Raw genomic sequence first — 24,585 nt, forward strand, 5'->3', positions numbered from 1 at the left:
GAAGTGATCCACAGGTTCATCGTCTCGCCTAGCTGAACCAACAGCCGTGTCGGTTAGCTAACGGTGAGCGGAGGCCGCCCCATGGCAGACCAGGAGATCCAGGACAACGGGCAGAGCGGGATCAACAGACGCAGGTTCGTCACCGGCGCGCTGGGCGCCGCGGCGGGAGCGGCCGCCGGACCGCTGTGGGGCGCGGAAGGCGCCAGAGCGGCCGCCCCTTCCCTTCTCAAGGCCAGTGTCACCGGCCGCGCCGTGGCGGTCTTCGGGGCCGGCATGGGCGGCCTGAGCACCGCCCACGAGCTGGCCGAGCGCGGCTTCCAGGTCACCGTGTACGAGCGCAAGGTGCTCGGCGGCAAGTCCAGGAGCATCCCGGTGCCCGGCACCGCGACCGGCGGGCGCAAGGACCTGCCCGGCGAGCACGGCTTCCGGTTCTTCCCCGGCTTCTACCAGAACCTGCCGGACACGATGAGCCGCATCCCGTTCGGCTCGGGCACCGTGCGCGACAACCTGGTCGCCGCCAAGGCCACGGCCATCGCCTACCGGCAGAAGTTATTGACCGTCCCCATCCCCAGCGAGCTGAGCAGCGGACTCACGCCGGAAGTCATCCAGAACTTCTTACGCAGCGCGCTCATCGCGGCCACCACGATCCCGCTCACCCAGGTCAACTTCTTCCTCTCGAAGATGATCACCTTCATCACCAGCGGCCCCAAGCGGAAGCTCGGCCAGTGGGAGAACATGAGCTTCTCCGACTTCACCAAGTCCGACATCATGTCGGTCGAGTACCGCGAGCTCCTGACGAGGATGTTCACCGCCTCCCTGGTGGCCGCCCAGCCCGACCGGGCCAACACCCGCACGATCGCGATGATGTTCGAGGCGCTCATCTACAGCGGCCTCGGGCTCGGCCCGTACGGCCCGCCCGACCAGGTGCTCAACGGCCCGTCCAACGACGTGTGGATCGACCCCTGGATCGACTACCTGACCGGGCTCGGCGTCCAGTTCAAGGTCGGCTGGACCGCCACCGGGTTCGACTACAGCGGCGGCCGGATCACCGGCGCCCGGGTGACCGACCCCACCGGCGCCGCCGGGACCGTCACCGCCGACCACTACGTGGCCGCGATGCCCATCGAGCGTCTCACGCCCATCCTGTCGAGCGCGATGAAGTCCGCCGACCCCCAGCTGGCCCGGCTCAGCCACCTGGAGACGGACTGGATGAACGGCGTCATGATCTACCTGAAGGAGCCCAGGCCGATCGTCGACGGCCACATGGTCTACGCGGGCACCCCGTGGGCGCTCACCTCGATCAGCCAGGCGCAGTTCTGGACCACGAACTTCCCCGCCACGTACGGCGACGGCGTGGCGAAGGACTGCCTGTCGCTCGACCTGTCCGACTGGAACACCCCGGGCATCCTGTTCGGCAAGACCGCCAAGCAGTGCACCCGCCAGGAGATCGTCCAGGAGGTGCTGGCCCAGGTCCGCGCCGTCACCCCGAACGGCGCCACGCTGCTGCCCGACTCGCTCGTGCACAGCTGGTTCGTCGACCCCGCCATCTCCGGCGAGGGCACCCCGCAGGTGGCCAACGACGAGCCGCTGCTCATCAACTCCCCGAGCTCGTGGGCCAACCGCCCCGACTCCACGACCCGGATCCCGAACTTCTACCTGGCCGCCGACTACGTCCGCAACAACATCAACCTGGCGACCATGGAGGGCGGCAACGAGGCGGGCCGCACGACCGCCAACGCCATCCTGGACGCCGCCGGCTCCTCGGCGACCAAGGCCAGGCTGTACGACCTGTACCTGCCGCGCGAGTTCAAGTCGCTCTACGACCTGGACGACATCCGCTACCAGCTGGGCCTGCCGAACAAGTTCGACATCCTGGCCCCGTACTGGCCATGACCGGTCTTGCCCCCGGGGGACTCCGGCATCCCCCGGGGGCGACTCACGCGTACGGGCGATCGATCGTACGGTGCAGCATCACGAGCAGGGCCAGGAACCCCGCGCCCCAGGCGACCGGGACGACCGGGCCCGGCTCCACGTGGCCGAAGTCGTCCAGCAGGTCGAGCACGCCCAGCCCGGCCAGAGCCCAGCGCAGCACGTCCAGGGCGGCCGCGGGCCGGTCGGCGAGGCGGAGCCTCCGGACGACGGCCTCGGCGACCAGCCAGAGGCCGACCAGGGAGGCCACGTTCTCGGCGAGGCCGATCAGCTGGATGACCGGCGAGGCCCCGGCCCCCAGGCTGGCCCGCACGCCCGAGGCGTACAGGGCGACCGTCGAGAGGCAGACCATGCCCAGCGCGAAGGCGGCGGCCCGGCTGAAGAGATCGCCGGCGCTCCCCAGCCGTGCCAGCGAGCTCGCGCACACCGCCCAGCCGACGGGGTTCAGCAGCACGTCGAACCCGTCGACGCGGACGGCGACGAACACGACGGCCAGCCCCAGGACGACCTTCGTGCCGGGACGGAAGAGCCGCACGCCCGTCGGGCCGCCGGTGGTCAGGACCATCGCTCCACCGCCTCGTCGCAGGCCTCGATGGCGATGCCCCGCTGCCAGGCGACGGTGACGGACTCCTCGGGCAGCTGCCGGGGATGCCAGACGACCTGTCCCTCGCCGTCGCCCAGCCAGGTGCGGTAGGTGAAACGGATCGGCTGGGGTTCGCGCGGCACCGCTTCGCAGTCGGTGATGACGACGGTCCTTCTCAGCGTTTCCCAGCTGCCGCTTTCCACGGTGACTTGACCGGTTTCGTCGCGCGCCTTGTTCACCGGAAGTAACCGCATACCGGGAATATCAGCGGATAGGCCGGTGAGGGTGAAGGATCCTATCCCTTGGTATTCCACCTCGATACGCAAGGCGACGGCCAGGGCCCCGTCGTCGGTCTTCTCCACGCCGAGCACACCGATGTCGGGGCCCGTCCAGTGAATGCGCCGGGAATCCGCCTCCGCCGCCCAGGGAACCGCCACCACGGCGAGCGACAGACAGGCGATCGCCGCCGCCATGAATCGCACCGGGAGAGCACGCCAGGTGGCGACAGAAAAGTGATTCCATAAATCATCCGGGCGCACGGTAAAGCACCTTATATGGTGTCAACTCGTGACGATACCTCCGGCAATCGCGTGGGCCGCCGGCGTGATCGCCGTGCTCGTGGCCGCCATGCCCGTCACGCGGGAGCGGCTCACCCGGTTCGCGGAGCTGACCGGGCTCGACGTCACGACCGCCGACGCCGGCCGGATCGTCGCCCACTTCGCCCGGCTGCGCCGCCGGCGGCTGGTCGCGGTCCTGTGCGCCGTCCCGGTGACCGGCCTCACCGGTGACCCGTTCTACCTGGTCGTGGGCTGGTGCGCGGCCGCACTCCTGAGCCGCCCGCAGGCCGGCCCCCCGATCTACCGGACGTCATGGCTGCTCGGCCTGACCTGCGCCGTCGCGGCGGGCGGCTACCTGCTGGCGACCGACGGCGTCACCTCGACCCGGCTGGCGCACGCCGCCGTCGCCGCCGTCGCCGCCGTCGTCGCGCTGGCCGTGTCACTCCGCTTCCCCGCCGCGTCGGACGGCACCGCCACGGGCCTGGCCATCGGCCACTGGTCGGCCCGCTCCCTCTACCTCTCCGGCGCCGCGATCGCGCTCTCTGCCGCGTTCCTCACCCCGGCTCGGGAACCCGTACCGGAACGCTCAGCCTCGGCGACGACGTCTTACGCCACCGAGCGGGCCGCGTTCACGGACGTCAAGAAGCTCGCGGCACCCACGTGCCCGTTCGCCGACGACACCGACGTGCCCTGCCGTGCCTGGCTGGTCAACGGGGATCCCTTTCCCCAGGCCGCCACGTACCTGATCGTCGAAGGCGCGCCGCCGCGGCGGGCGCCGTTCGCGCGCAGCCACGACCGGAAGGCCGCCGTCTATCTGGATCGGTACGACCGCCGCATGATGTATCACCACGAGGCGGAACTCCGCGCGCTCACCGGCCCGCTCACCGACGGCGAGGTGCCCGAGCCCACGTTCGTCCGCCAGAGCAGGTACGTCGCTCTGACCCACGACGGCGCGCGGATCATCGACACCGGGACGTGGACCACGCTGTCCGTGCCGGACGCCGACCACGTGCACGACCTCAACGGGAGCGGTTTCGTGGTCTCGACGGCGTCCGAGGTGCGCGTGCTCGACCACCGGGGGCGCGTGCGCATGACCCGCCCGCTCCGGAAGGACGACGCGTACCACCTTCGCCCGGACGGCGACCGCCTCGTGGTCGTCAACGGGCAGCGCGTCGACACCTACGACCCGAGCACCGGCCGGCGCCTGTCCAGGGTCACGGCCGGCTTCACCGGCGACGCCTTCCTCGACGCCGCCGTCGGCTGGGCCGGGGATCGGCTGCTGGTCCGCGACGCCTACAGCGGCCGCCTCTACCGCCTTGACCTGGGCACCGGCGAGGTCCGCCGCCGCTGAACCGCCTCCGCGACACAAAACTTGGGTCGTTCGTTCTCTTGTATCATTCGTGTTTATGGAGGTAGGTTTCCCAGCATGACGCCGTCCAAGACAACCGCTGAGGAGCTGCGCGCGGCCGGCCTGAGAGTCACGGCCGCCCGGGTCGCACTGCTCGAGACCGTCCGGGACGGTAACCATCTCGACGTCGAGACCATCGCCTCCGGGGTGCGCGATCGCGTCGGCCACATCTCTCTCCAAGCCGTCTACGAGGCGCTGCACGCGCTCACCGCCACGGGGCTCGTACGGCGCATCGAACCGGCCGGCAGCGCGGCCCGGTACGAGGGACGTGTGGGTGACAACCACCACCACATCGTGTGCCGGTCGTGCGGCGCGGTCGCCGACGTCGACTGCGCGATCGGCCACGCGCCCTGCCTCAACGCGTCCCAGGACCACGGCTTCACCATCGACGAGGCCGAGGTCATCTTCTGGGGCACCTGCCCCGACTGTTCCACCGCCTGATCAGAAGGACTCCCATGACCGAGAATCACGATGCGATCGTCACCGACCCGAAGCCGGAGGGCGAAGGCGGCTGCCCCGTCGCGCATCGCGCCCTGCACCCGACCCAGGGTGGCGGCAACCGTCAGTGGTGGCCTGAGCGGCTCAACCTGAAGATCCTGGCCAAGAACCCGGCCGTCGCCAACCCCATGGGCGAGGACTTCAACTATGCCGAGGAGTTCCTGAGCCTCGACCTCGCCGAGGTCAAGCGCGACATCGCCGAGCTGCTGACCGACTCGCAGGACTGGTGGCCCGCCGACTTCGGTCACTACGGCCCGTTCATGGTCCGGATGGCCTGGCACAGCGCCGGCACCTACCGGATCAGCGACGGCCGCGGCGGCGCCGGCGCCGGCCAGCAGCGCTTCGCGCCGCTCAACAGCTGGCCCGACAACGCCAACCTCGACAAGGCCCGCCGCCTGCTGTGGCCGGTCAAGAAGAAGTACGGCAAGAAGCTGTCGTGGGCCGACCTGATGGTCCTGGCCGGCAACGTCGCCCTGGAGTCGATGGGCTTCAAGACGTTCGGCTTCGCCGGCGGTCGCGAGGACGTCTGGGAGCCGGAGGAGGACGTCTACTGGGGTCCCGAGACCGCCTGGCTGGCCGACGAGCGCTACAGCGGCGACCGCGAGCTGGAGAACCCGCTCGGCGCGGTCCAGATGGGCCTCATCTACGTCAACCCGGAGGGCCCGAACGGCAACCCGGACCCGCTGGCCGCGGCCCGCGACATCCGTGAGACGTTCCGCCGGATGGCGATGAACGACGAGGAGACGGTCGCCCTGATCGCGGGCGGTCACACCTTCGGCAAGACCCACGGCGCCGGCCCGGCCGACCACGTCGGCGCCGACCCCGAGGCCGCCCCGATCGAGCAGCAGGGCCTGGGCTGGAAGAGCACCTACGGCACCGGCAAGGGCGGCGACACCATCACCAGCGGCCTGGAGGTCACCTGGACCTCGACGCCGACGAGGTGGTCCACCAACTTCTTCTGGAACCTGTTCGGCTACGAGTGGGAGCTGACCACGAGCCCGGCCGGCGCCCACCAGTGGCGGCCGAAGCACGGCGCGGGCCAGGACTCGATCCCCGACGCCCACGACCCGTCGAAGCGGCACGCGCCGTCGATGCTGACCACCGACATCGCGCTCCGCGAGGACCCGATCTACGGCCCGATCTCGCGGCGTTTCTACGAGAACCCCGACGAGTTCGCCGACGCGTTCGCCCGCGCCTGGTTCAAGCTGACCCACCGTGACCTGGGCCCGGTCTCGCGCTACCTCGGCCCCGAGGTCCCGAGCGAGACGCTGCTCTGGCAGGACCCGCTGCCCGAGCGCACGTACGAGCTGATCGACGACGCCGACGCCGGCGCGCTCAAGGAGCAGATCCTGGCCTCCGGCCTGTCGGTGTCCGAGCTGGTGTCCACCGCGTGGGCGTCCGCCTCGTCCTTCCGCGGCAGCGACAAGCGCGGCGGCGCCAACGGCGCCCGCGTCCGCCTGCAGCCGCAGATCGGCTGGGAGGTCAACGACCCCGACCGGCTCGCCACGGTGCTGGGCACCCTTGAGGGCATCCAGAAGTCCTTCAACGGCTCCCAGGTCGGCGGCAAGCAGGTCTCGCTCGCCGACGTGATCGTGCTCGCCGGCTGCGCCGGGGTCGAGAAGGCCGCCAAGGACGCCGGCTTCGACGTCCAGGTGCCCTTCACGCCGGGCCGCGTGGACGCGTCCCAGGAGCAGACCGACATCGAGTCGTTCTCCGTCCTGGAGCCGACCGTCGACGGGTTCCGCAACTACCTGGGCAAGGGCAACCGGCTCCCGGCCGAGTACCTCCTGATCGACCGCGCCAACCTGCTCACGCTGAGCGCGCCCGAGATGACCGTCCTGGTCGGCGGCCTGCGCGTGCTCGGCGCGAACAGCGGTCAGTCCCAGCTGGGCGTCCTCACCGACACCCCCGGCAAGCTGACGAACGACTTCTTCGTCAACCTGCTCGACCTGGGCACCGACTGGCGGCCGGTGGCCGGCGACGAGAACACGTTCGAGGCCGTCGACCCCGCCACCGGCGAGGTCAGGTGGACCGGCAGCCGCGTCGACCTCGTCTTCGGCGCCAACTCCGAGCTGCGCGCGCTCGCCGAGGTGTACGCGTGCGACGACGCCAAGGAGAAGTTCGTGACGGAGTTCGTCGCGGCGTGGGACAAGGTCATGAACCTCGACCGGTTCGACCGGGCCTGATCCTGTGGGCGTCCGGACCGGCCCGCGCGGCCGGCCCGGCGCCCACCGCCCGGCGATCCGCGAAGATCCCGGGCATGAGAACACTGATCGCCGGCGTCCTGCTCGCGTCGCTGACAGCCTGCGGGCCCGGCTCGGAGGAGCGCGTCCTGCGCTCCTTCGCCGCGATGGAACGGGTGGCCCGGACGGGCACGACGTCCGGGCCGCTGACCATCGGCGAGGCCGCGTTCCGGTCCGTCCACCGAGAAGGCGACCGCGTCTACTTCACGGTCGGCCTGAACGGGCCGGGCGTGGACCCCTACGGCTACGTCTACAGCCCTGACCAGGTGCCGGTCGACGACTCCGACCCGTCGGTCTCCTCGTCCTTCGAGCACGTCCAGGGTCCTTGGTACCGCTGGAGCGACAGCTACTGATCCGAGTCCGGTGTTACGTTCCGCGTGCCGGCGCGGATGTACTCAAGGGTGGTGAACGCCATGGACGAGGGCGCGTGGGTGGGCCTGGCGGACGCGGTCCGCGGGGTGCGCGAGGAGCTGGCCGCGGCGATGGAGTCGGCCGAGGGCGAGCGGCTGCGTTTTGAGGTCGGGCCGGTGGAGCTGGAGTTCCTGGTCGAGGTCAACCGGGAGAAGTCGCTCGACGGCAAGGTCAAGGTGTGGGTCGTGGAGGGCGGGGCGAGCGGCAGTGCCTCCCGGGGTTCGTCGCACACGGTGAAGGTCGTGCTGAACCCGGTCGACACCGCCACCGGCAAGCCGCCCCTGGTACGTGACGAGCTGAGCTCCCGGCCCGGCAGGGAGTAGCCGGAGATGCGGCCCGGCCGGGTCGTCGACGTCACCGGAGCACTGCCCGGCGGGAAGGTCGCGTTCGGGTCGGGCTGCCTGGTCGGCGGCGACCTGGTGCTGACCGCGCGGCACCTGGTGCTCGATCCCGCGACCGGTCGGCCGCTGGCGGACCTGGAGGTCCGGACCCTGGCGGACGCGCACGGCCTGCCCTGCGAGGTGGCCTGGCCGGGCACCGGCCGCCTGGACGCGGCCCTGCTGCGGATCACCTCCCCGCGAGGCCCGCGCCCGAACCCGGTGCGGTGGGGGCAACTGGTCTCGGCCAGCGGACGCGTGAGCTGCGAGGCCATCGGCTTCCCCCAGGCGATGGAGCAGCCACGAGGGCTCCGCGACACCGAGCGCTTCACCGGGACGGTCAACGTCGGCACCGGCCTGCTGGGCGGACGGCTGCACGCCTCCGCCGACGACCAGGTCCCGGCGCGGGGCGGCTGGCAGGGCATGTCGGGCGCGGCGTTGTGGGCGGGACGGCTGCTGATCGGGGTGGTCGTCGAGGACCCGGTCGCGTGGCGGTCCCGGCGGCTGGTGGCCGAGCCGGTGTCGCTGTTGTGGGCCGAACCGGGGTTCCGCGAGGCGCTCGGGCGGGCTGCGGTGCTGGAATCGGTCGAGTTCGCCCGGCCGGTCCGGGTGGCGGCGCGGTCGCCGGCCTATCTGCTGCGCGCCGACGCCCAGACGGTACGGTTCCGCGCCCGTACGACCGAGCTGGCGGCGCTCGCCCAGTGGTGTGACGGGGGCGGGGTCCGGGTCCGGCTGCTGACCGGGCCGGGCGGGCAGGGAAAGACCCGGCTGGTCACGGAGCTGTGCCAGCGGCTGGAGCAGGACCCGTCGAGGTCGTGGGTGACGTCGTGGTGGGGCGACCGGCCCGCCGCCGGCGAGGAGGCGCGGCGGGCGGCGCTGGAGCGGCCGGCCGGTCCGGTCCTCGTGGTGCTGGACTACGCCGAGACGCGGCCGGACGTGGTCGCAGAGGTGGTGCGCTCGGCCCAGCTGGGCGGGGACGCGCCGGTGCGGGTGCTGCTGCTGGCCCGCAGCGCCGGAGACTGGTGGCAACGGCTGATCGAGTCCGACAGCCGCCTGGAACAGGTCTTGGACGCGGCGGTGGTGGAGGAGCTGGCGCCGCTGGAGCGGGAGCCGGTCGCACGGGCCGCCGCGTACCAGGAGGCGCTGACGGACCTGGAGGCGGCGCTGACCGCGATGGACTGGCCGCACCGGCCGTCGTCGTCCGTGCCGACGCCGGACCTGGAGGCGGCCCGGTTCACCGGGGCCGGAGCGGCGCTGAGCCTGCAGATGAGCGCGCTGGCCGGGCTGCTGGGCGAGGAGCCGGAGCCGGGACGGCCGGTCGAGGAGGTGGTCCTGCGGCACGAGGCCCGCTACTGGCGGGACACCGCGCGCCACCACCGGCTGAGCGTGTCGGAGCCGACGTTCCGGCGGGCGGTCGCCGTGGCCTCGCTCTGCGGGGCCGCCGCGGAGCCCGAGGCGGTGGACCTGCTGCGGCGGGTGCCGTGGCTCGGAGATCAGCACGAGGACGCGCTGTTCGCGGTGGCCCGCTGGCTGCGCGACCTCTACCCGGCGTCCGGCGGCGGGTACTGGGGCTCGTTGCAGCCCGACCGCCTGGCGGAGCACCTGGCCGCGGCCCTGCTGCGGGAGTGCCCAGGCCTGCTGGGCTCGCTGGCCGCGCACACCTCGACGGAGCAGGACTTCCAGGCGTTGACGGTGCTGGCGCGGGCGTCCGCGCGCCACCGGGACATCGCGCCGGAGGTGGCGGCCATGGTGGCGGCCCATCCTGTGGTGGCGGCCACCGCGATGCGGGTGGCCACACAGAGCGAGGACCCTTCGGTGCTGCTCGCCGGGCTGTCGGCGCTGCTGCGCGACGACCGGCTCTCGGCGGAGCACGCCGCCATGCTGTCCGACCTGATCCCGGAACAGACCCGGGCCCTGAGCGGGTTCGCGGCGGACATCGGGCAGGCGGTCGTGGACGCGTACGAGACCCGGGCCGGAACCGACCCCGACGTCTATCTGCCCATCCTCGCCGGCGCGCTCAACAACCTGTCGATCAGGCTCGGCGCCCTCGGACGACGCGAAGAAGGCCTGGCCGCCGTCCGCCGCGCCACCGGCATCCAAGAGCGCCTGGCCGAGGTCGACTCCGACGCCTACCTCCCCGACCTGGCCAACTCGCTCAACAACCTGTCCGTCCGGCTGGCCGCGCTGGGACGGCATGAGGAGGGCCTGCCCGTCATCCGGCGCGCCACGGACATCCGCGAGCGCCTGGCCGCCGCCGACCCCGACACCCACCTGCCCGACCTCGCCCGGTCGCTCAACAACCTGTCCATCAGACTCGGCGACCTGGGACGCCCCGAGGAAGGCCTGGCCGCCATCCAGCGCGCCACCGACATCTACGAACGCCTGGCCGCCGCCGACCCCGACACCCACCTGCCCGACCTCGCCCGGTCGCTCAACAACCTGTCCATCAGACTCGGCGACCTGGGACGCGCCGAGGAAGGCCTGGCCGCCATCCAGCGCGCCACCGACGTCTGCGAACGTCTGGCCGCCGCCAACCCCGACGCCTACCTGCCCGACCTGGCCAACTCGCTCAACAATCAGTGCATCCGGCTCAGCGGCCTGGGACGGGACGAAGAAGCCCTCACCGCCGCCCGACGCGCCACCGAGATCCGCGAGCGGCTGGCCGAGGCCCACCCCGATGCCTACCTGCCCGACCTGGCCAACTCGCTCAACAACCTGTCCGTCCTCCTCGGCACCCTGGGACACCACGACGAGGGACTGGCCGCCGGCCTGCGGTCCACCGGCATCCGCGAACGACTGGCCGCGACCGACCCCGACGCCTACCTCCCCCACCTCGCCCTGTCACTCAACAACCTGTCCATCAGACTCGGCGACCTGGGACGCCCCGAGGAGGGCCTGGCCGCCATCCGCCGCGCCACCGACATCCGCGAGCGGCTGGCCGCCGCCAACCCCGACGCCCACCTCCCCAACCTGGCCAACTCGCTCAACAACCTGTCCGTCCGGCTGGCTGATCTGGGACGCCGTGAGGAGGGCGTGGAGGTCGCCCGCCGCGCCGCCGGCATCTTCGGCCGGCTGGCCGAGGCCCGCCCCGACGCCTACCTCCCCGACCTCGCCACCTCCCTCGTCAACCTGGCCATCGACCTGGCCGCGCTGGGGCGGGGCGAAGAGAGCGCCACCGTCGCCGACCGGGCCGTCCGCCTCCGCCGCGACCTGGCCGAAGCCCACCCCGACGTCTTCCTCACCGAACTCGCCGTCGGCTGCTACACCGTCGCGACCCTGGACAACGCCACACCCGCGCGCGACCGCATCGCCCTGCTGATCGAAGCGCTCACCATCGCACAGGATCGCGACCACGCCCCGCTCGCCTCGTCAGCGTCGGCGGTCCTGCGCGGCGAGTACGAGGAGCATCCGGACGACGTCCGCCGCCTCTGGACCGAACTCACCGGCACCGAGGTCCCCGCCTGGTTGACATGAGCGCCGGATCACGCCAGATCGTCGTAGTGGCCGGGGTCGGAGACACTGCCCCCGGAGCGATCCCGCCGTCGGGAAGCCGCCCTCCCCCGGCGGCCTATGTCGTTCAGGATGTGCTGGAACACCGCCTTCTCCTCGGCGGCCCTCGCGGCGGCACGGTCCGGGAACATCCGCTCCCACGCCCGGGTGACGTCCGCGCCCAACCGCCTGTGGTCGGCGGCCAGCGCGGTGGCGCTCCTGACCAGCTTCGCCCAGCCGTCCGGCGACGCCTCCCGGATCCGCTGGACGAGCCGGGCGCGGCGCTCCTCCAGCCCGTCCCGCCGATCACGGAGACCGGCGACCAGGTCGTTCTGCCCCGGGGCGGCGAGCAGTTCAGCAAGGTCCGCTCGCGGCATCGACGCGGCCGCCTCGCCCGCCGACACCGCCCTGACCAGCTCACCGAAGACCTGATAGTCATCGCCCAGCCGGCTCGCGGCCTCGCCCGGCCTCGCGAGCGCGCCGACCTCGGCCTCCCGCCGTTCGAGCTCCTCCAGCCTGGCCGCCATCACCCCATCCACCTCCGGGCTCCAACCCTCCCTCTCCCGTACGAAGAAGTGATGGGCCGTCCCTGACCGTCCGCGGAGCGCCGCCCGCTGCCCGCGCACCTCGGCCCGCAGCCGGACCACCGCCGGCCCGCGCCACACCACGACCGCCACCACGACCACCGCCGACAACCCGGCGAGCACCATCTCGGACGCCGTCATCACGCCACCCAACAACTCAGGCTTGACCTCCCATCGTCCCGTACCTCGCGATCCGCGGGAAGGTCATTAAGCTGGATCCGTGCTGGAGACATCGATCCGCACGCTGGCAGCCTCCGCCGAGGTGATGGCCCTGAAGGGCGACCTCGACGGAGCCTCCGAGGCGATGGACCGCGCCCTGCGCATAGCCCACGACGCGACCGGTCCGCGCGAACGGATCGCAGCCCTGATCGCGACAGCCGCCGGAATGGCCGCGGTCTGCCCGTTCGACCAGGCGCTGCGCGCGGCCGGCGGCATCAAGCGAGTCGAAGACCGCATCGCCGCGCTCGGAACGGTGGCCGGAGCCCTGGCCCGCGCGGGCCGGCCCACCACGGCGCTCACCTCCCTCCCCGAGGACGACCTCTCCCCCACCGGCCTGAGAGCCCTGGCCGAGGCGCTGGTCATGGCCGGCGACATCGACCGCGCGGTCACGGTGGCCGGCCGCGACCCCGACCCCAGCTGGGGGTGGGACGCCTTCACCCGCGCCCTCATCCGGGCCGGCCGGCTCGACCACGCCTACGCCACCGCGCTCTTCCTCGTCACCGACCGGCCGCGCCGCGGCGTCGCGCTGCTGCTGGTCGCCGAGGCACTCGCCCGATCCGGGCGGGCCGGCCAGGCCGTCGAGGTGGCCGAGCGGATCGCCGACCCCCCGTGCCGCAGCCAGGCACTGCGCGCCGCCGCCCTGGCTCCCGGCGATCCGCAGCGTACGGCGGACCTGCTGCGCCGGGCCGAGACGGCGGCCAGGGCCATCACGAACCCCGGCACCCGCCACACCGAGCTGGGCGACCTCGCCCTCGCCTGGGCCGAACACGGCGATCTCGACCAGGCTCTCGCCACCGCCGACGCCATCGACCTCGACAGCCGCCGCGCCGCCGCCCGGGTGACACTGGCCCGGCGGCTCATCCAGTCAGGACGAAGCGGAGAGGCCGCAGCGGTCCTCGCCGACACCCAGCCAACAGACACCGACCTCCTGGTCACCATGGCCCAAGCGGGCCGGCTCGACCACGCCATGTCGCTCGCCCACACGATCACCGACCGCGTCCGGCGCGACCAGGCCATAGCCCGCGTGGCCCGCGCCGCCACCGGAGCAGGCCGCCCCGAACGCGCCGCCGAGATCCTCGACGAGGCCGCCACCGCCGCCCTGGCCGTCGACGGCGACGACGACATCCGCCACATCCACGCCCTGGTGGACCTGGCCGACGCCTTGGTCCACGCGGGCCGGGGGGAACGCGCGGACGACCTCCTGCGCCGCGCCGAACTCCTGGTCCACACCCTCTACGAGGAACAGGAACAGTCCGAGGCCCGGCGACTGCTGGCGTCCGCCCTGGCCCGGGCGGGCCTTCTCGACCGCGCCGACGCGATCGCCGCCGACCACTGGCCGTCCCCGTGGCCCGACCTCGTCCGCGCTCTGTGCGACCTCGGCGCGTACGACCACGCGTACGAGAGAGCCCCGTCGATCCCCGACCCGAGCCGCCGATCCCAGGCCCTGCACCGCATTGCCGCCGGTCACGCCCGGAACGGACGGCTCGACCAGGCCGAATCCATCGCCCAAGCCATCGAGGAGCCCGCAGCACGCGCCCAGGCACTCCTGGCGGCAGCCGAAGCGCGGACCCGGGCCGGACACCTCAACCAGGCCGCCGAGCTCTTACGAACGGCCGAGACCACCGCCCGCTCCGTGACCTCCGCCCACGACCACGACCGCCTGCTCAGCGACCTGGTCGACGCCCTCCTCGCCATCGGCCGCCTCCCTCAGGCAGCCGACCTGCTCGCCCACGCCGAGGCCACCGCCGACACCCCCACGACGCTGGCCGCGGTCCTGACCGCCTCCGGCCACCTCGACCGCGCCTTCCGCACCGCACTGGACATCCCCGACCCCCTGGAGCAGTGCGACACCCTGGCGTCGATCGCCGAAGCCCATGCCCGAGCCGGCGCACCCCCCGGCCGCGTCCAACAGGTCCTCCTCCACGCCGACGCCACAGCCGTCCCACCGGCCGACCCCGCCCTGCGTACCCGACTCCGAGCACGCGTGGCCCGCGCCCGGGCCACCACCGGCGACACCCACCACGCCCAACAGACCCTCGACGACCTCCTGTCCTCGAACACCCCCATGCCGCGGGAGGCGACAGCGGACGTGGCCCAGGCCCTGTCCACCCTCGGCCGTCACGACCACGCCCTCACCCTCGCCGCGACCGATCCACGCACCTCGGCCACCGTCATCGTCACCCTGGCCCGCACCGGCGCGACCACCCGGGCCACAACCCTGGCCCACGGCCTGCCCGACCCCCACCTGAGGGCCTGGACCCTGGCCGAGATCTCCCGCACCAGGGCCACCACCGGCAACCCGGCTGAACCGACCTGACGACGTACGGTCCCGACGAGCCGCTGATCTGTCACCACTTGTCCCAGCCCGAGTAGGCATACCAAGGGCCGGTGAGCGGGTCGAGGCTCTCCACGTCGTCCTCGGGCATCTGACCTGCCGGACTCCATACGAAGCCGGCCGATGTGCGGATCCCCGGGTCGCTGACCCTGAACCTCGCTCCGCCGCCGGGGGTCGCCTCCGACCAGCAGGTCGGGTAGAGGCCCACCTGATGGCACTCCATCCAGACGTCACCGCTGCGGGCCACGGCCTGGGCATGGGCGATCAGCGCGGACTCCGACAACGCGAATCGCACCCGGAACGGCCAATCGAGAGACACCGCGACGACCATGCCGCAGACGATGATCCACGGCATGAACCATCGGAGCTTGCGGTGGCGGATCGCGTCGGCATCACGGATGAGTGCGACCACCGCCCGCACCGTCCAGACGAACGTGAGAAAGCCGCCGATGAAGAGCACCCAAAGGACGAACTCGGCATACACATAGGGCCCGCTGGCCCACCAGAGCGCTACCAGCACCGCGAGGGAGAACGCCGTCAGCAAGGGCCATCCCGGCGGTTTGTCGAGCACGGCGCAACCTTAGGGCAGCGTGGTGGGCCATGGACAGAATGGTTCCGTGATCAACCGGCTCCACTGGCCCACTGTCCCGTATGGAGCCATCGCGACGCCTGTCGCCCCCATCATTCGTCCGTACGGGAAGTGAACCCAGTTGCGCTAAACGGCGGCGGCGACGGCGCGGAAGGCGGCCAGCACCTCCTCCTGGTCATGCTGCCCGGTCGAGGTTGTCGACTTGACGATCACCACGTCGTGCTCCGGGGAGACGTAGACGTACTGCCCGCCGAAGCCCGCCGCCATGAAGTCCTTGCCGCCGCCGAGCCACCAGTGCAGCCCGTAGCGCGGGTTGACGCCTGACGGGCGGGTGGACGCCTTGACCCACGACGCCGGCACCACCTGCTTGCCGTTCGCCTTGCCCTGACGCAGGTAGAGCAGGCCGAAGCGGGCGTAGTCGCGGTCGGTGGCGTGGATGCAGCAGTAGCCGAGGCTGTGGCCGTCCCCGTCGGCGGAGATCCGGGCGGTGCCCGCCATGCCCGCGGGCCGCCAGATCTTCTTCTCGACGTAGCGGTGGTACGGGGTGCCGGTGGCCTCGGTGATGACCCGGGCGAGGACGTACGAATTCATGCTGTTGTACTCGAACTGCGTCCCCGGGGCCCAGTCGGGCCGCTGCCGGACGACCCTCGGCATGAGCGGCAGACCCTTGGAGGCGGCGGCCTGCATCTTGGGGACGTCCTTGCCCTCGTCCCACTCGGTGCCGGACGACATCCGCAACAGGTTCCGGATGGACACGTCGTCGTAGCCGGACCTGCCCAACTCGGGCAGATACCGGGTGACCGGGTCGTCGAGGGAGCGGATGTGCCCCTCCTTCAGCGCGACGCCGATCGCCGCCGAGGTGAACGACTTGGCCATGGACCACGACTGGAACCGGGTGCTCCGGCTCGCGTCGGTGTACCGCTCGTGCACGATCTTCTGTCCGCGCAGGACGAGGAATCCGTTGGTCTTCGTACGGGTGAGGAAGTCGTCGAGGGTACGCCTTTCGCCCTGGTAGGTGTACGTGACCGAGAGCGGCCGGTTGGCGTTGACCAGGGGGACCGGGTCGGCCGACGGCCGGATGACGTCGGCCGGCGGCGCGGCCGGGGCGGCCAGGGTGAGCGCGATGAGGATGCTGCGCACGTCGCCTCCTGTGGTTGACGGAAGAGGACAGAGGCGATGGTGGCGAGCGTTCTTGGCAAATCTCTGGCAGTCACCCCAGCCACCAATTCTCTGGCAGCCACTCCAGCCACGAGCTCTGGCAGTCACTCCAGCCACGAGCGGGGCCGGCCGGTCCCGCCGGCGGTGGGCAGCCGGACCTCGAAGCGCGCGCCGGTCACGGTGGCGGTGCCGCCGTGCAGCTCGGCCTGCCTGCGGACGAGCGTCAGGCCGAGACCGGAGCCGGGGCTGCCCGGACGACGGCGGAACCGGCCGAACACCGCCTCCCGGTCGGCGTCGGGGACGCCGGGGCCGCCGTCGGTAACGGTGAGGACGGCGGTCACCCCGTCGAGGGCGGTCACCCTGTCGAGGGCGGTCTCCCCGTCGAGGGCGAGCTCCACGGCGATGGGCGGCTCGCCGTGCGCGGCGGCGTTGCCGAGCAGGTTGTCGACGATCAGCCGGAGCCCTTCGGCCCAGCCGCGCACGGTCACGCCGTCCGCCACCGTCTCGGTGATCTTCAGGTCCGGGTGGCGGCGGCGGGCCGCGGCGACGGCCTCACGCACGATGCCGCTCAGGTCGGCGGGCACGGCGGTGGCGGGGTCGAGCAGCTCGCCGGCGGAGAGCTGGCGGAGCACGGTGACGAGCCGCTGGACGCGGGCCTGCTCGGCGATCAGGTCGGCGACGATCTCGGCGTGGTCGTCCGGGGTGAGGCGGGGGTGGTCGAGCAGGGAGAGATTGGCGGCCATGCTGGTGAGCGGGGTGCGCAGCTCGTGCGCGGCGGTGGCGGCGAAGGCGCGGGCGGTCTCCAGCGCGGCATCGCGCCGGTCCAGCAGGTCGTTGAGCACTCCGGCCAGGTGGTCGATCTCGGTGACGCGCGAGTCGGTGTCGAGCCGGGCGTCCGAGGCCGTGGCCTGGCGGCTGAGCCGGGTGAGCGGCCGTACCGCGTACCGGCCCAGGACAGGTCCGGCCGCCGCGCCCGCGACGGCGCCGATCAACGTGACCATGAGCACCCGCCGGCGCAGCAGCGCGAGCTGCTCGTCGAGCCGCTCCTGTGGCTCGACGAGCAGCAGCCGGTGGCCACGGCGGCTCAGGTCAGTGGCCACGTACCGCCACCGGCCGTGGTCGGCGGGCCCGTCACCGGCGGGCGGGCGCCCGGGCACGTCACCGATCGCCAGCGGCTCGCCGCCCTCGACGTGCACGTACACGCCGGGCCCCGCCGCGGCGGCGGCCAGTTGCCGCTCCATGAAGTCCGCCGGCACGTCGGGCGCGACGCTCGCCCGCCAGGCGTACGAGGCGGCGATCGGCCGCAGCGCGCGCAGCCGCGCCAGCAGCCGTTCGTCGCGTTCGGCGCGCAAGTCGGCGGAGACCAGGGCGAGCACGAGCAGCCCGGCCACCGCCACCATGAGCGCGACCAGCGCCGCCAGGCAGAACGCGAAGCGGGTCGACAGCTTCACGGCGCCGGTTCCCGCAGCACGAAGCCGACCCCGCGGACGGTGTGCACCATGCGCGGTTCGCCCAGCTTGCGCCGCAGGTAGCCGACGAAGGTGTCGACGGCGTTCTCGGTGACGTCGAAGTCGTAACCCCAGACCCGCTCCAGCAGCACCTCGCGGGAGAGAACCAGGCCGGCGTTGAGCGCCAGCACTTCCAGCAGGTCGAACTCGCGCCGCGTCACCTCGACCTCGCCCCCGTGCATCGTCACCCGCCGCGCCTCCGGCTCGACCACCAGCGGCCCGACCCGTACGACGGAACCCGGGGCGCGGCCGGCCCGGCGCAGCAGCGCACGCAACCGCAGCACCAGCTCGCCGAGGTCGAACGGCTTGACCACGTAGTCGTCAGCGCCGGCGGCGAGCCCAGCCACCCGATCGGCCACCTCGTCCATGGCCGACAACATGAGCAGCGGCACGTCGGTCCCACCGGCACGCAGCCGGGAACACACCTCGATACCGGACATGCCGGGCATGGATACGTCGAGCACGACCGCGTCCGGCCTGCGGACGGTCACGAGTTCGAGCGCGCGCTCCCCCGACTCGGCGGTGTCGACGCCGAACCCCTCCAGCCGCAGCCCGCGCCGCAGCACCCGCAGGATGGCCGGGTCGTCATCGACGGCGAGGATCTGGTGGCTGGCCAACGGCATTCTCCATCGGTACGTCGGCCCAAGATCCTACGTCCCGGGCACGACGCAGCGCGCCCGACGACGTACGCCTCGGATCACGACATAGCGCCAAGAGGAGAGCGACCAACCCACCCCACAGAACAGCAACCAGAATGACGGAAAGTTCTTCCGCGTCAGAGCCGGTGGGCCGATAGCAAGGCGAGCGACAATGCCTGACCTCACCAGCGAAGCGGAGCCATGAACCCTGACCTTTCAACCTCTGTAGCGCCCGTAGCGGTGAACGTGATCCGCTCAGCGGCGACGGCGTCGCGGAGGGCGGCCGATCATCTACGAGGCGACCGCACGGGCCCTGGCGAGCGAGTACGTCGTGGTGAAGCCGCGCGGATCCCAGACCGGCTTCGAGCCCGATACGATGTCGAACTCCGTCGCGCTGATCAAGGCGGGAAGGACCGACGACAGACCCTCGAAGACCTGACGGCCTCGTCATTGGCATTGGTGCGGATCTGCTGCATGCGCTGCTGGATCAGGCCCCGCAGATTCCCGATGTCCCCGTCGGACGAACCGAAACTCGTGCATGTGCTTGACGCGCTTCTTGAGGGTGCGCTGTCTGACGGCCGACTGCCAGACAGCGCACCGTGCCGTAAGACAAGGAAGTTCATGGCTAACAGATATCGAACGTTATGGGTGCTCGTGGCGAGCATCGCAACGCTGGCGACCTCCGTGGTCGCCCCGGTGCAGGCGTCCGCCGTCGCCTCCGTCAGCAAGACGTTCGCCGCCGCGGAGGACGTGTTCGTCAGCCAGGCCGAGCCGGCCAAGAGCTTCGCGACCGCGACCTGGCTGAGCGTCTGCGGCACCGGGTGCGGCAGCGCCACCACAGGGCAGCGCATCGCCCTGACCCGCTTCAAGATCACCGACATCCCGCAGGACGCCGAGAACGTCAAGGTCACGCTGGACCTGGTCTCGGCCAGAACGACAGACACCACCGTCTCCGTCCGCCCGGTGACAGGCGCCTGGACCGAGGCCGCTACCACCTGGAACACCCGTCCCGCGCTCGGCACTCCGACCATCGGCTCCCACACCGGCTTCACCGCCGGCGGGACCGCCAAGCTGGACGTCTCATCGGCCGTCGAGGGCGACGGCACATACGCGTTCGCCCTCACCGGGACCGACGCCACCACGACCGTGCTGATGTCCTCACGGGAGAGCGGGAACCGGGGGCCGAAACTCACGGTTACCTACACTGAGGGAACCGGAGGCGAGCAGACCGACGGACCGCTGCCCTTCACCCTGGCGGGCACGGCAGCGCTGCGGGCCTCGGCGAAGAAGGTCTTCGCGCACTACTTCACCCCGTACCCGATCTCGCTTGACAACCAGGCGCCCGCGAGTGACTACTACGCCAGGAACTACCTGAAGCCGGAAGGCGAGAGCGGCAAGCACGCCGCGTACGGCGGGCTGCTCCGCGACCGGCCCCTGGGGCGCGACCCGATCGCTGGTGACTACGCGGTGGCGGACTTGAAGACCGAGGTGAAGCAGGCCATCGCCGCGGGACTGGACGGCTTCACCGTCGACATCCTCTCCGTGACCAGCGCGCACTGGACGCGGGTGCAGAACCTTATCAAGGCCGCCGAGGCTGTCGATCCGGGCTTCAAGATCGTGCTCATGCCGGACACGAACGGGCTGGCCTCGGTGGACAGCGCCACCCTCGCCGCGGCCATGGCCAAGCTCGCCGCGTCGAAGTCGGTCTACCGCCTCGCCGACAACCGCCTGGTCGTCGCCCCCTTCAAGGCCGAAGGCCGGACCGCCGCGTGGTGGTCCGACTGGATGAAGACCATGGAGACGACGCACGGGATCAAGGTCGCCCTGGTGCCCTGCTTCCTCGATTTCAACAAGTACCGCGACACCTTCGCCTCGATCAGCTACGGCTTTTCGAACTGGGGCAACCGCAACCCCGCGGCCAACTCCAGCCTGGGCACCAACATCGACCGCGCCCACAGTATGGGCAAGATCTGGATGCAGCCGGTGTCCGTCCAGGACGAGCGTCCCAACCAGGGCATCTTCGACGAGGCCGGCAACACCGAGAACCTCCGGGCCACCTGGAGAGGGGCGATCGACGGCAAGGCGGACTGGGTGCAGCTCACCACCTGGAACGACTACTCGGAGAACACCCAGTTCGCCCCCTCCCGGAACGCGGGCTGGACCTATCTGGACATCAACGCCTACTACCTGACCTGCTACAAGCTCGGCTGCCCAAAGATCACCAACGACACGGCGTATCTGACCCACAGGATCCAGCCGGTCGCGGCCCAGCCGACGTACACGCAGACCAAGCTCATGAAGCTGCGCACCGGCAGCACCGCGGCCCGCGACACCGTCGAGGTGCTCACCATGCTGACCGCGGCAGGCAAGGTGTCCGTCACGATCGGCGGCACGACGCAGACCTACGACGCACCCGCAGGGGTATCCGCCAAGACGTTCCCGCTGAGGCCGGGCGCCGCTTCGGCCACGGTCACCAGGAACTCCGCCGTGATCGCGAAGGTCGTCTCGCCGTACCCGATCAGCGCGACGCCGTACGTGCAGGACCTGCACTACCGCGCGGCTTCCAGCGAACGCTGACGCGGCACCGGCCGGATCCCCGGACCAGGGCCTTGGGGATCCGGCCGGTGGCCGGACGCTGCAGCCAGTGCTGCTCGGCGTGCAGGAACAGCCACTGGGGAGAAAGGTCTTGGAAGGGATGGCAGGCATGACTGTCCCTTCCGGATGAAGCTCAGCCACAGTAATCGGCCACTGTCGGTGAGCAGGCTGGGATCCAGGTCGATCAGCAGGGCGAGGATGTGGGCGGCTGCTTGGGCGTCGGTGCAACCGGACATGCTGAGCCCGGTGCACAGGTAGGCGGTGCGCAGCCGGCCGTGTGGCGGTCCGTCCGGACCGGCGGGGACACCAGGACCCGAAAGTCCCGGCGCACTCTGGCGCTCCCACAGCCCTGTGTGGAAGCAGAGCTGCGGCACAGCTTCGTGTCCCTGCTCTCAGACCAAGGCATCTTCTTCAAGACCTGAGATCAGGGAGCTCAGACACTCAGAAGCCCTTCAAGGGATCTTGAAGGGCTTCTGACCTGGGAGCCGCCTTGGGGATTCGAACCCCAGACCCCTTCATTACGAGTGAGAACCTGATCGTCCACTGCTGTCCACAAGCGCCTGGCCATGCTGGTCGATGTCCGCTATGGCGCGGTCCCACTCCACCTACGTCCGTGATCGTCTAAAGGCGTTGTTAGCAACTTAGTTAGCAAGATCGCCTGTGTGCAACGCTTCCGCCGGCATGGCTGTCACCTCAGCCATGGTCACCCTATGACCCCCCGACGAAGGAAGGGCCTGGGCGATCGCCCCGATCGCAAACGGCGTGCACCGAAGTCCGCGATCGTTACTGTCAACGACGCCAGCCAACCGACGCCCGGTAGATGGGCACATCTGGTGTAGAGCAGTCCGATCACCTGCATTGACTGCCGGAACGCCTCGCATGGCTCATATCGCTTGCTTGATCCAATCATCCCGTGCATGCCTCACCGCAGCGTTCATGACATCTGCTTGCAAACAGGTGCCGATGCTGTCGAACGACTAATCTGCTTATGCTCCTCATCACGTTTGCACTATGACCCGGAGGGCTCGCAGATGACATTTCCCACCTCAGCGTTCGAAGAGGCTACCGAGTACGAGCGGTATATCCTCGATAGCCTCGCAACCGCATTACCCGAACCAAGCGGCGGGCACGTGCTCGATCTGCGCACTGGGAAGCTACGCCAGGACGCCCATGCCATGCTGAAGACGGTGGAAGTCAAGGCATACGTGGGCGGGAAGCCCGCACCGGTGGACCTGACCCCGCTCGTTTTCGGAGCCGCGTGGAAGGTCATCGACGTGGTGATCGACCTTCAACTCCTGCGGTACGAAGGCAAGAGCTTGAACAACATCAGCAAGAAGGTCAAGGTGGCCAAGACGGGCAATGGTGTACGACTTGAGCCCCCGTTTCCGGAGGACATCTGGCGGCGCCTCCTCGGCACCTACGCGAATACCTACGACCTGCGGCATTCGCTGACGCACCGCGGTGTCATCTCACACAAGAACGGCTCGCTCGAAGCGACCCCGGAGCCCGGCCAGACGACAACGACCATCATGACGCGGGACGAGCTCCTGTACTTCTTCCGCGCCGTCCAGGCCATCCACACCGGCCTCATCACGCAAACGCTCAGCCGGCGGGACGCCGACAACTTGCGCTTCATCCTCAATCAGCTTCAGGCGCATCATCGTCTCGGGCCGGTTTCCGGCCGGGAAATCAAGGGGCACGTCGTCATTCAAGTGCAGGGCGAGGAAGGCTCGGACGGGCGGGTGACGTTCGACCTGGCCCGCGTAGTGTCCGAGACAACTATCCGGCACCCGCAGGCGGGGCGGGATCTGGAGATACACCTCGCCGACGGGCGTGTCATCTCCGGCCGCTTCGAGGACTGGCCCGACGGGCAGGACTTCGTCAACCCCGATAAGCCGCCCGCCGGGTTCGTCGTCGAGTGAACGGCAGATCGAGCGTGGGCTGGCCTGCTTTCGTGTATGAGGTTGAGGTTCGCCGACAAGCACCCGCTTCAGGTCTTTCGGAACTGTCCGAAAATGCCATGCGAGTAACGAGACACGGGCGTAGCGTAGACGCTCATGGCGAAGGGCAACATGCAGTTCCTGCGAGAACTTTTCGAAGTTGCTGAATCCCTCACGGACCGCTCCGGGCAGCAGATCGGCTTCGGGCTCGATGAAGTCGGACCGACCAGTCCGCTGACGCAGGATGACGTAGGCATGGAGGGCTACAAGGTCTCCACCGTGGTGACGAACTCCATCATGGCAGCAGTGGACCATGTGCTCACCCTGCGCTCTCTCGTGACAGGTGCCAGGGAGATCACCAACGCCGCTCCGTGGACGCTGCTACGCGGGGTTATAGAGCCCAGTTCGGTGGCCGTGTGGATCCTCGACGAACCCGATCGGGCCCAGAGAAGGGAGCGGGCGCTCAGGGTGTGGCGGCACGACATGAAAGAGCGTTCAAAGTGGGAGAAGGACGCTGGCGTGGTTCCGCCCCCGCCCGGTAAGAAGGCAACCGAGCGGATGAAGGACATCGAGGAGATCGCCAAGAGACTCGGTCTTCGTCCTCAGCAGGTGGTCCAGGACCTTCACTACTCCACGACCGTCCGGGATGCCGGCCAGGCGGTGGGTCTGTCGGGCACAGAAGCGCTGGTTCGCTGGCGGGAATGCTCTGGGTTCGCTCACGGGCGCACCTGGGCCTCCGTAAAGCTCAGCCAACCGGTGAGTGCCACCCGCCTGCGCGACCGTGATGGCGTGATGGTCGCGTTGACGCTGAGCGAGACCGACCTGGAGCGCGTGGCCAGCCTGGCGACCATCCTGCTCAACAAGGCGCTGAGCGACTACGCCGAGGCGGCCAACGGGTAATGCACGCGTTCGCGACGGAAACGCCACCGCTGTTGGCCGCCGAGGCGCACGACCTGCCGTAGCGGCCCTTCGCTGTCAGCATCGCTCAAGATCCTAACTCGTAAAAGAATAGCGTCTGAACAGGGAATATCCGAGTTGGGATGCACCGTCGTGGATGGAGTCACAGCTGTGACATACGTCTATCGAAAGGTGTCCTGGTGACTCCGCAGCAGATTCTCTCCACTCTCACTAACGCCCTCAGGAACGCCGATTTCGTCGTGCACGACAACGACGACGATCTCACCCCGTCACCGTTCCCTGGTGACGCCATCGCGTACATCTACCGTGACCAGGTGGAGTTGTACCTCGTTAAGGGTTCCCTCCACGATGGGCTCAAGCCGGACATGGCCGCCGACCGCGCCGCAGCGGCAATCGACGCCGCTGGCCTGAACGCAGGGCCTGACCCGGCCAGCGCGCTGCTCACTGGCAGGGTCGTCGTGACGGCCTCCTGATCCAATGCCCCGTCCGGTTCCCTCAAGGGAGACGGGCGGGGCTCCGGTTCGACCGTCAGCACCGACGATGTCTGCTGTACGAATGTCACACCAACTTGTCCGTGCTCATTGCTGCAGTATGGCCTGTACCACT

General features: G+C 70.3%; 19 protein-coding genes. 12 read left to right on the forward strand and 7 right to left on the reverse strand.

What is annotated here, in order from left to right; translation table 11 throughout:
* Positions 1 to 81: 81 nt before the first annotated feature.
* Positions 82 to 1,893, forward strand: a complete 1,812-nt coding sequence (locus ACGFI7_RS24600; protein ID WP_393408507.1) for an FAD-dependent oxidoreductase — start codon at positions 82 to 84, stop codon at positions 1,891 to 1,893.
* Positions 1,894 to 1,936: 43 nt separating this feature from the next.
* Here the strand turns inward: ACGFI7_RS24600 and ACGFI7_RS24605 are convergent, their stop codons facing one another.
* Positions 1,937 to 2,494, reverse strand: coding sequence for a hypothetical protein (locus ACGFI7_RS24605; RefSeq protein ID WP_393408510.1), 558 nt, complete (start codon positions 2,492 to 2,494; stop codon positions 1,937 to 1,939).
* Positions 2,485 to 2,985, reverse strand: a complete 501-nt coding sequence (locus ACGFI7_RS24610) for a hypothetical protein (protein WP_393408512.1) — start codon at positions 2,983 to 2,985, stop codon at positions 2,485 to 2,487. The genes ACGFI7_RS24605 and ACGFI7_RS24610 overlap by 10 nt, the downstream gene beginning before the upstream one ends.
* 94 nt (positions 2,986 to 3,079) lie before the next feature.
* Between ACGFI7_RS24610 and ACGFI7_RS24615 the strand changes: the two genes are divergently transcribed.
* From ACGFI7_RS24615 to ACGFI7_RS24640, 6 genes are all read left to right on the forward strand, one after another.
* On the forward strand, positions 3,080 to 4,420 hold the full coding sequence (locus ACGFI7_RS24615) for a YncE family protein (protein WP_393408514.1): 1,341 nt from the start codon (positions 3,080 to 3,082) through the stop codon (positions 4,418 to 4,420).
* Between the two features lie 75 nt (positions 4,421 to 4,495).
* Positions 4,496 to 4,918: a Fur family transcriptional regulator gene (locus ACGFI7_RS24620; protein ID WP_393408516.1), complete on the forward strand. Its 423-nt coding sequence runs from the start codon at positions 4,496 to 4,498 to the stop codon at positions 4,916 to 4,918.
* A gap of 14 nt (positions 4,919 to 4,932) precedes the next feature.
* Entirely contained in the window at positions 4,933 to 7,161 is a 2,229-nt protein-coding gene (katG, locus tag ACGFI7_RS24625; protein WP_393408519.1) for a catalase/peroxidase HPI, read from the forward strand.
* 74 nt (positions 7,162 to 7,235) lie between these two features.
* A complete protein-coding gene (locus ACGFI7_RS24630; RefSeq protein WP_393408521.1) occupies positions 7,236 to 7,571 on the forward strand; it encodes a hypothetical protein in 336 nt (111 codons plus the stop codon).
* 60 nt (positions 7,572 to 7,631) lie between these two features.
* Positions 7,632 to 7,952 carry a trypco2 family protein gene (locus tag ACGFI7_RS24635; protein ID WP_393408615.1) on the forward strand — a complete coding sequence of 107 codons (321 nt, stop codon included), beginning with the start codon at positions 7,632 to 7,634 and terminating at the stop codon, positions 7,950 to 7,952.
* A gap of 6 nt (positions 7,953 to 7,958) precedes the next feature.
* On the forward strand, positions 7,959 to 11,480 hold the full coding sequence (locus ACGFI7_RS24640; RefSeq protein ID WP_393408524.1) for a tetratricopeptide repeat protein: 3,522 nt from the start codon (positions 7,959 to 7,961) through the stop codon (positions 11,478 to 11,480).
* 8 nt (positions 11,481 to 11,488) lie between these two features.
* Here ACGFI7_RS24640 and ACGFI7_RS24645 read toward each other — a convergent pair whose 3' ends face one another.
* Entirely contained in the window at positions 11,489 to 12,220 is a 732-nt protein-coding gene (locus tag ACGFI7_RS24645) for a hypothetical protein (RefSeq protein WP_393408526.1), read from the reverse strand.
* Positions 12,221 to 12,299: 79 nt separating this feature from the next.
* On the opposite strand from ACGFI7_RS24645, the gene ACGFI7_RS24650 reads away from it, so the two are divergent.
* The gene (locus tag ACGFI7_RS24650; RefSeq protein ID WP_393408529.1) at positions 12,300 to 14,615 is read left to right on the forward strand and encodes a hypothetical protein; all 2,316 of its coding nucleotides are present in this window, start codon (positions 12,300 to 12,302) and stop codon (positions 14,613 to 14,615) included.
* Positions 14,616 to 14,646: 31 nt separating this feature from the next.
* On the opposite strand, the gene ACGFI7_RS24655 is transcribed toward ACGFI7_RS24650, so the two are convergent.
* From ACGFI7_RS24655 to ACGFI7_RS24670, 4 genes are all read right to left on the reverse strand, one after another.
* Complete coding sequence (locus ACGFI7_RS24655) at positions 14,647 to 15,204, reverse strand: hypothetical protein (protein WP_393408531.1); 558 nt, start codon at positions 15,202 to 15,204, stop codon at positions 14,647 to 14,649.
* Between the two features lie 144 nt (positions 15,205 to 15,348).
* Entirely contained in the window at positions 15,349 to 16,362 is a 1,014-nt protein-coding gene (locus ACGFI7_RS24660; RefSeq protein WP_393408534.1) for a serine hydrolase domain-containing protein, read from the reverse strand.
* A 122-nt stretch (positions 16,363 to 16,484) separates the two neighbouring features.
* Positions 16,485 to 17,831, reverse strand: coding sequence for a sensor histidine kinase (locus ACGFI7_RS24665; protein WP_393408536.1), 1,347 nt, complete (start codon positions 17,829 to 17,831; stop codon positions 16,485 to 16,487).
* Positions 17,828 to 18,511, reverse strand: coding sequence for a response regulator transcription factor (locus ACGFI7_RS24670; RefSeq protein ID WP_393408538.1), 684 nt, complete (start codon positions 18,509 to 18,511; stop codon positions 17,828 to 17,830). Before ACGFI7_RS24670 ends, ACGFI7_RS24665 begins: the two co-directional genes overlap by 4 nt.
* A 669-nt stretch (positions 18,512 to 19,180) precedes the next feature.
* Between ACGFI7_RS24670 and ACGFI7_RS24675 the strand changes: the two genes are divergently transcribed.
* The 4 genes from ACGFI7_RS24675 to ACGFI7_RS24690 all read left to right on the forward strand — a co-directional run bounded on the left by ACGFI7_RS24675 (position 19,181) and on the right by ACGFI7_RS24690 (position 24,452).
* Complete coding sequence (locus ACGFI7_RS24675) at positions 19,181 to 21,103, forward strand: endo-1,3-alpha-glucanase family glycosylhydrolase (protein ID WP_393408541.1); 1,923 nt, start codon at positions 19,181 to 19,183, stop codon at positions 21,101 to 21,103.
* 1,049 nt (positions 21,104 to 22,152) lie between these two features.
* Complete coding sequence (locus ACGFI7_RS24680) at positions 22,153 to 23,043, forward strand: hypothetical protein (RefSeq protein ID WP_393408544.1); 891 nt, start codon at positions 22,153 to 22,155, stop codon at positions 23,041 to 23,043.
* A gap of 135 nt (positions 23,044 to 23,178) precedes the next feature.
* Positions 23,179 to 23,961 carry a hypothetical protein gene (locus ACGFI7_RS24685; RefSeq protein ID WP_393408546.1) on the forward strand — a complete coding sequence of 261 codons (783 nt, stop codon included), beginning with the start codon at positions 23,179 to 23,181 and terminating at the stop codon, positions 23,959 to 23,961.
* Positions 23,962 to 24,158: 197 nt separating this feature from the next.
* Positions 24,159 to 24,452 (forward strand): hypothetical protein, encoded by a 294-nt coding sequence (locus tag ACGFI7_RS24690; RefSeq protein WP_393408548.1) that lies wholly within the window; start codon positions 24,159 to 24,161, stop codon positions 24,450 to 24,452.
* Positions 24,453 to 24,585: the final 133 nt, after the last annotated feature.

This window comes from Nonomuraea sp. NPDC048826, assembly GCF_043198225.1.
Taxonomy (GTDB): Bacteria; Actinomycetota; Actinomycetes; order Streptosporangiales; family Streptosporangiaceae; genus Nonomuraea.

Coding starts and splice junctions, on each gene's coding strand:
- ACGFI7_RS24600 (WP_393408507.1), top strand. CDS start 82: ATGGCAGACCAGGAGATCCAGGACAACGGGCAGAGCGGGATCAACAGA.
- ACGFI7_RS24605 (WP_393408510.1), bottom strand. CDS start 2,494: ATGGTCCTGACCACCGGCGGCCCGACGGGCGTGCGGCTCTTCCGTCCC.
- ACGFI7_RS24610 (WP_393408512.1), bottom strand. CDS start 2,985: ATGGCGGCGGCGATCGCCTGTCTGTCGCTCGCCGTGGTGGCGGTTCCC.
- ACGFI7_RS24620 (WP_393408516.1), top strand. CDS start 4,496: ATGACGCCGTCCAAGACAACCGCTGAGGAGCTGCGCGCGGCCGGCCTG.
- katG (WP_393408519.1), top strand. CDS start 4,933: ATGACCGAGAATCACGATGCGATCGTCACCGACCCGAAGCCGGAGGGC.
- ACGFI7_RS24630 (WP_393408521.1), top strand. CDS start 7,236: ATGAGAACACTGATCGCCGGCGTCCTGCTCGCGTCGCTGACAGCCTGC.
- ACGFI7_RS24635 (WP_393408615.1), top strand. CDS start 7,632: ATGGACGAGGGCGCGTGGGTGGGCCTGGCGGACGCGGTCCGCGGGGTG.
- ACGFI7_RS24640 (WP_393408524.1), top strand. CDS start 7,959: ATGCGGCCCGGCCGGGTCGTCGACGTCACCGGAGCACTGCCCGGCGGG.
- ACGFI7_RS24645 (WP_393408526.1), bottom strand. CDS start 12,220: ATGACGGCGTCCGAGATGGTGCTCGCCGGGTTGTCGGCGGTGGTCGTG.
- ACGFI7_RS24670 (WP_393408538.1), bottom strand. CDS start 18,511: ATGCCGTTGGCCAGCCACCAGATCCTCGCCGTCGATGACGACCCGGCC.
- ACGFI7_RS24680 (WP_393408544.1), top strand. CDS start 22,153: ATGACATTTCCCACCTCAGCGTTCGAAGAGGCTACCGAGTACGAGCGG.
- ACGFI7_RS24685 (WP_393408546.1), top strand. CDS start 23,179: ATGGCGAAGGGCAACATGCAGTTCCTGCGAGAACTTTTCGAAGTTGCT.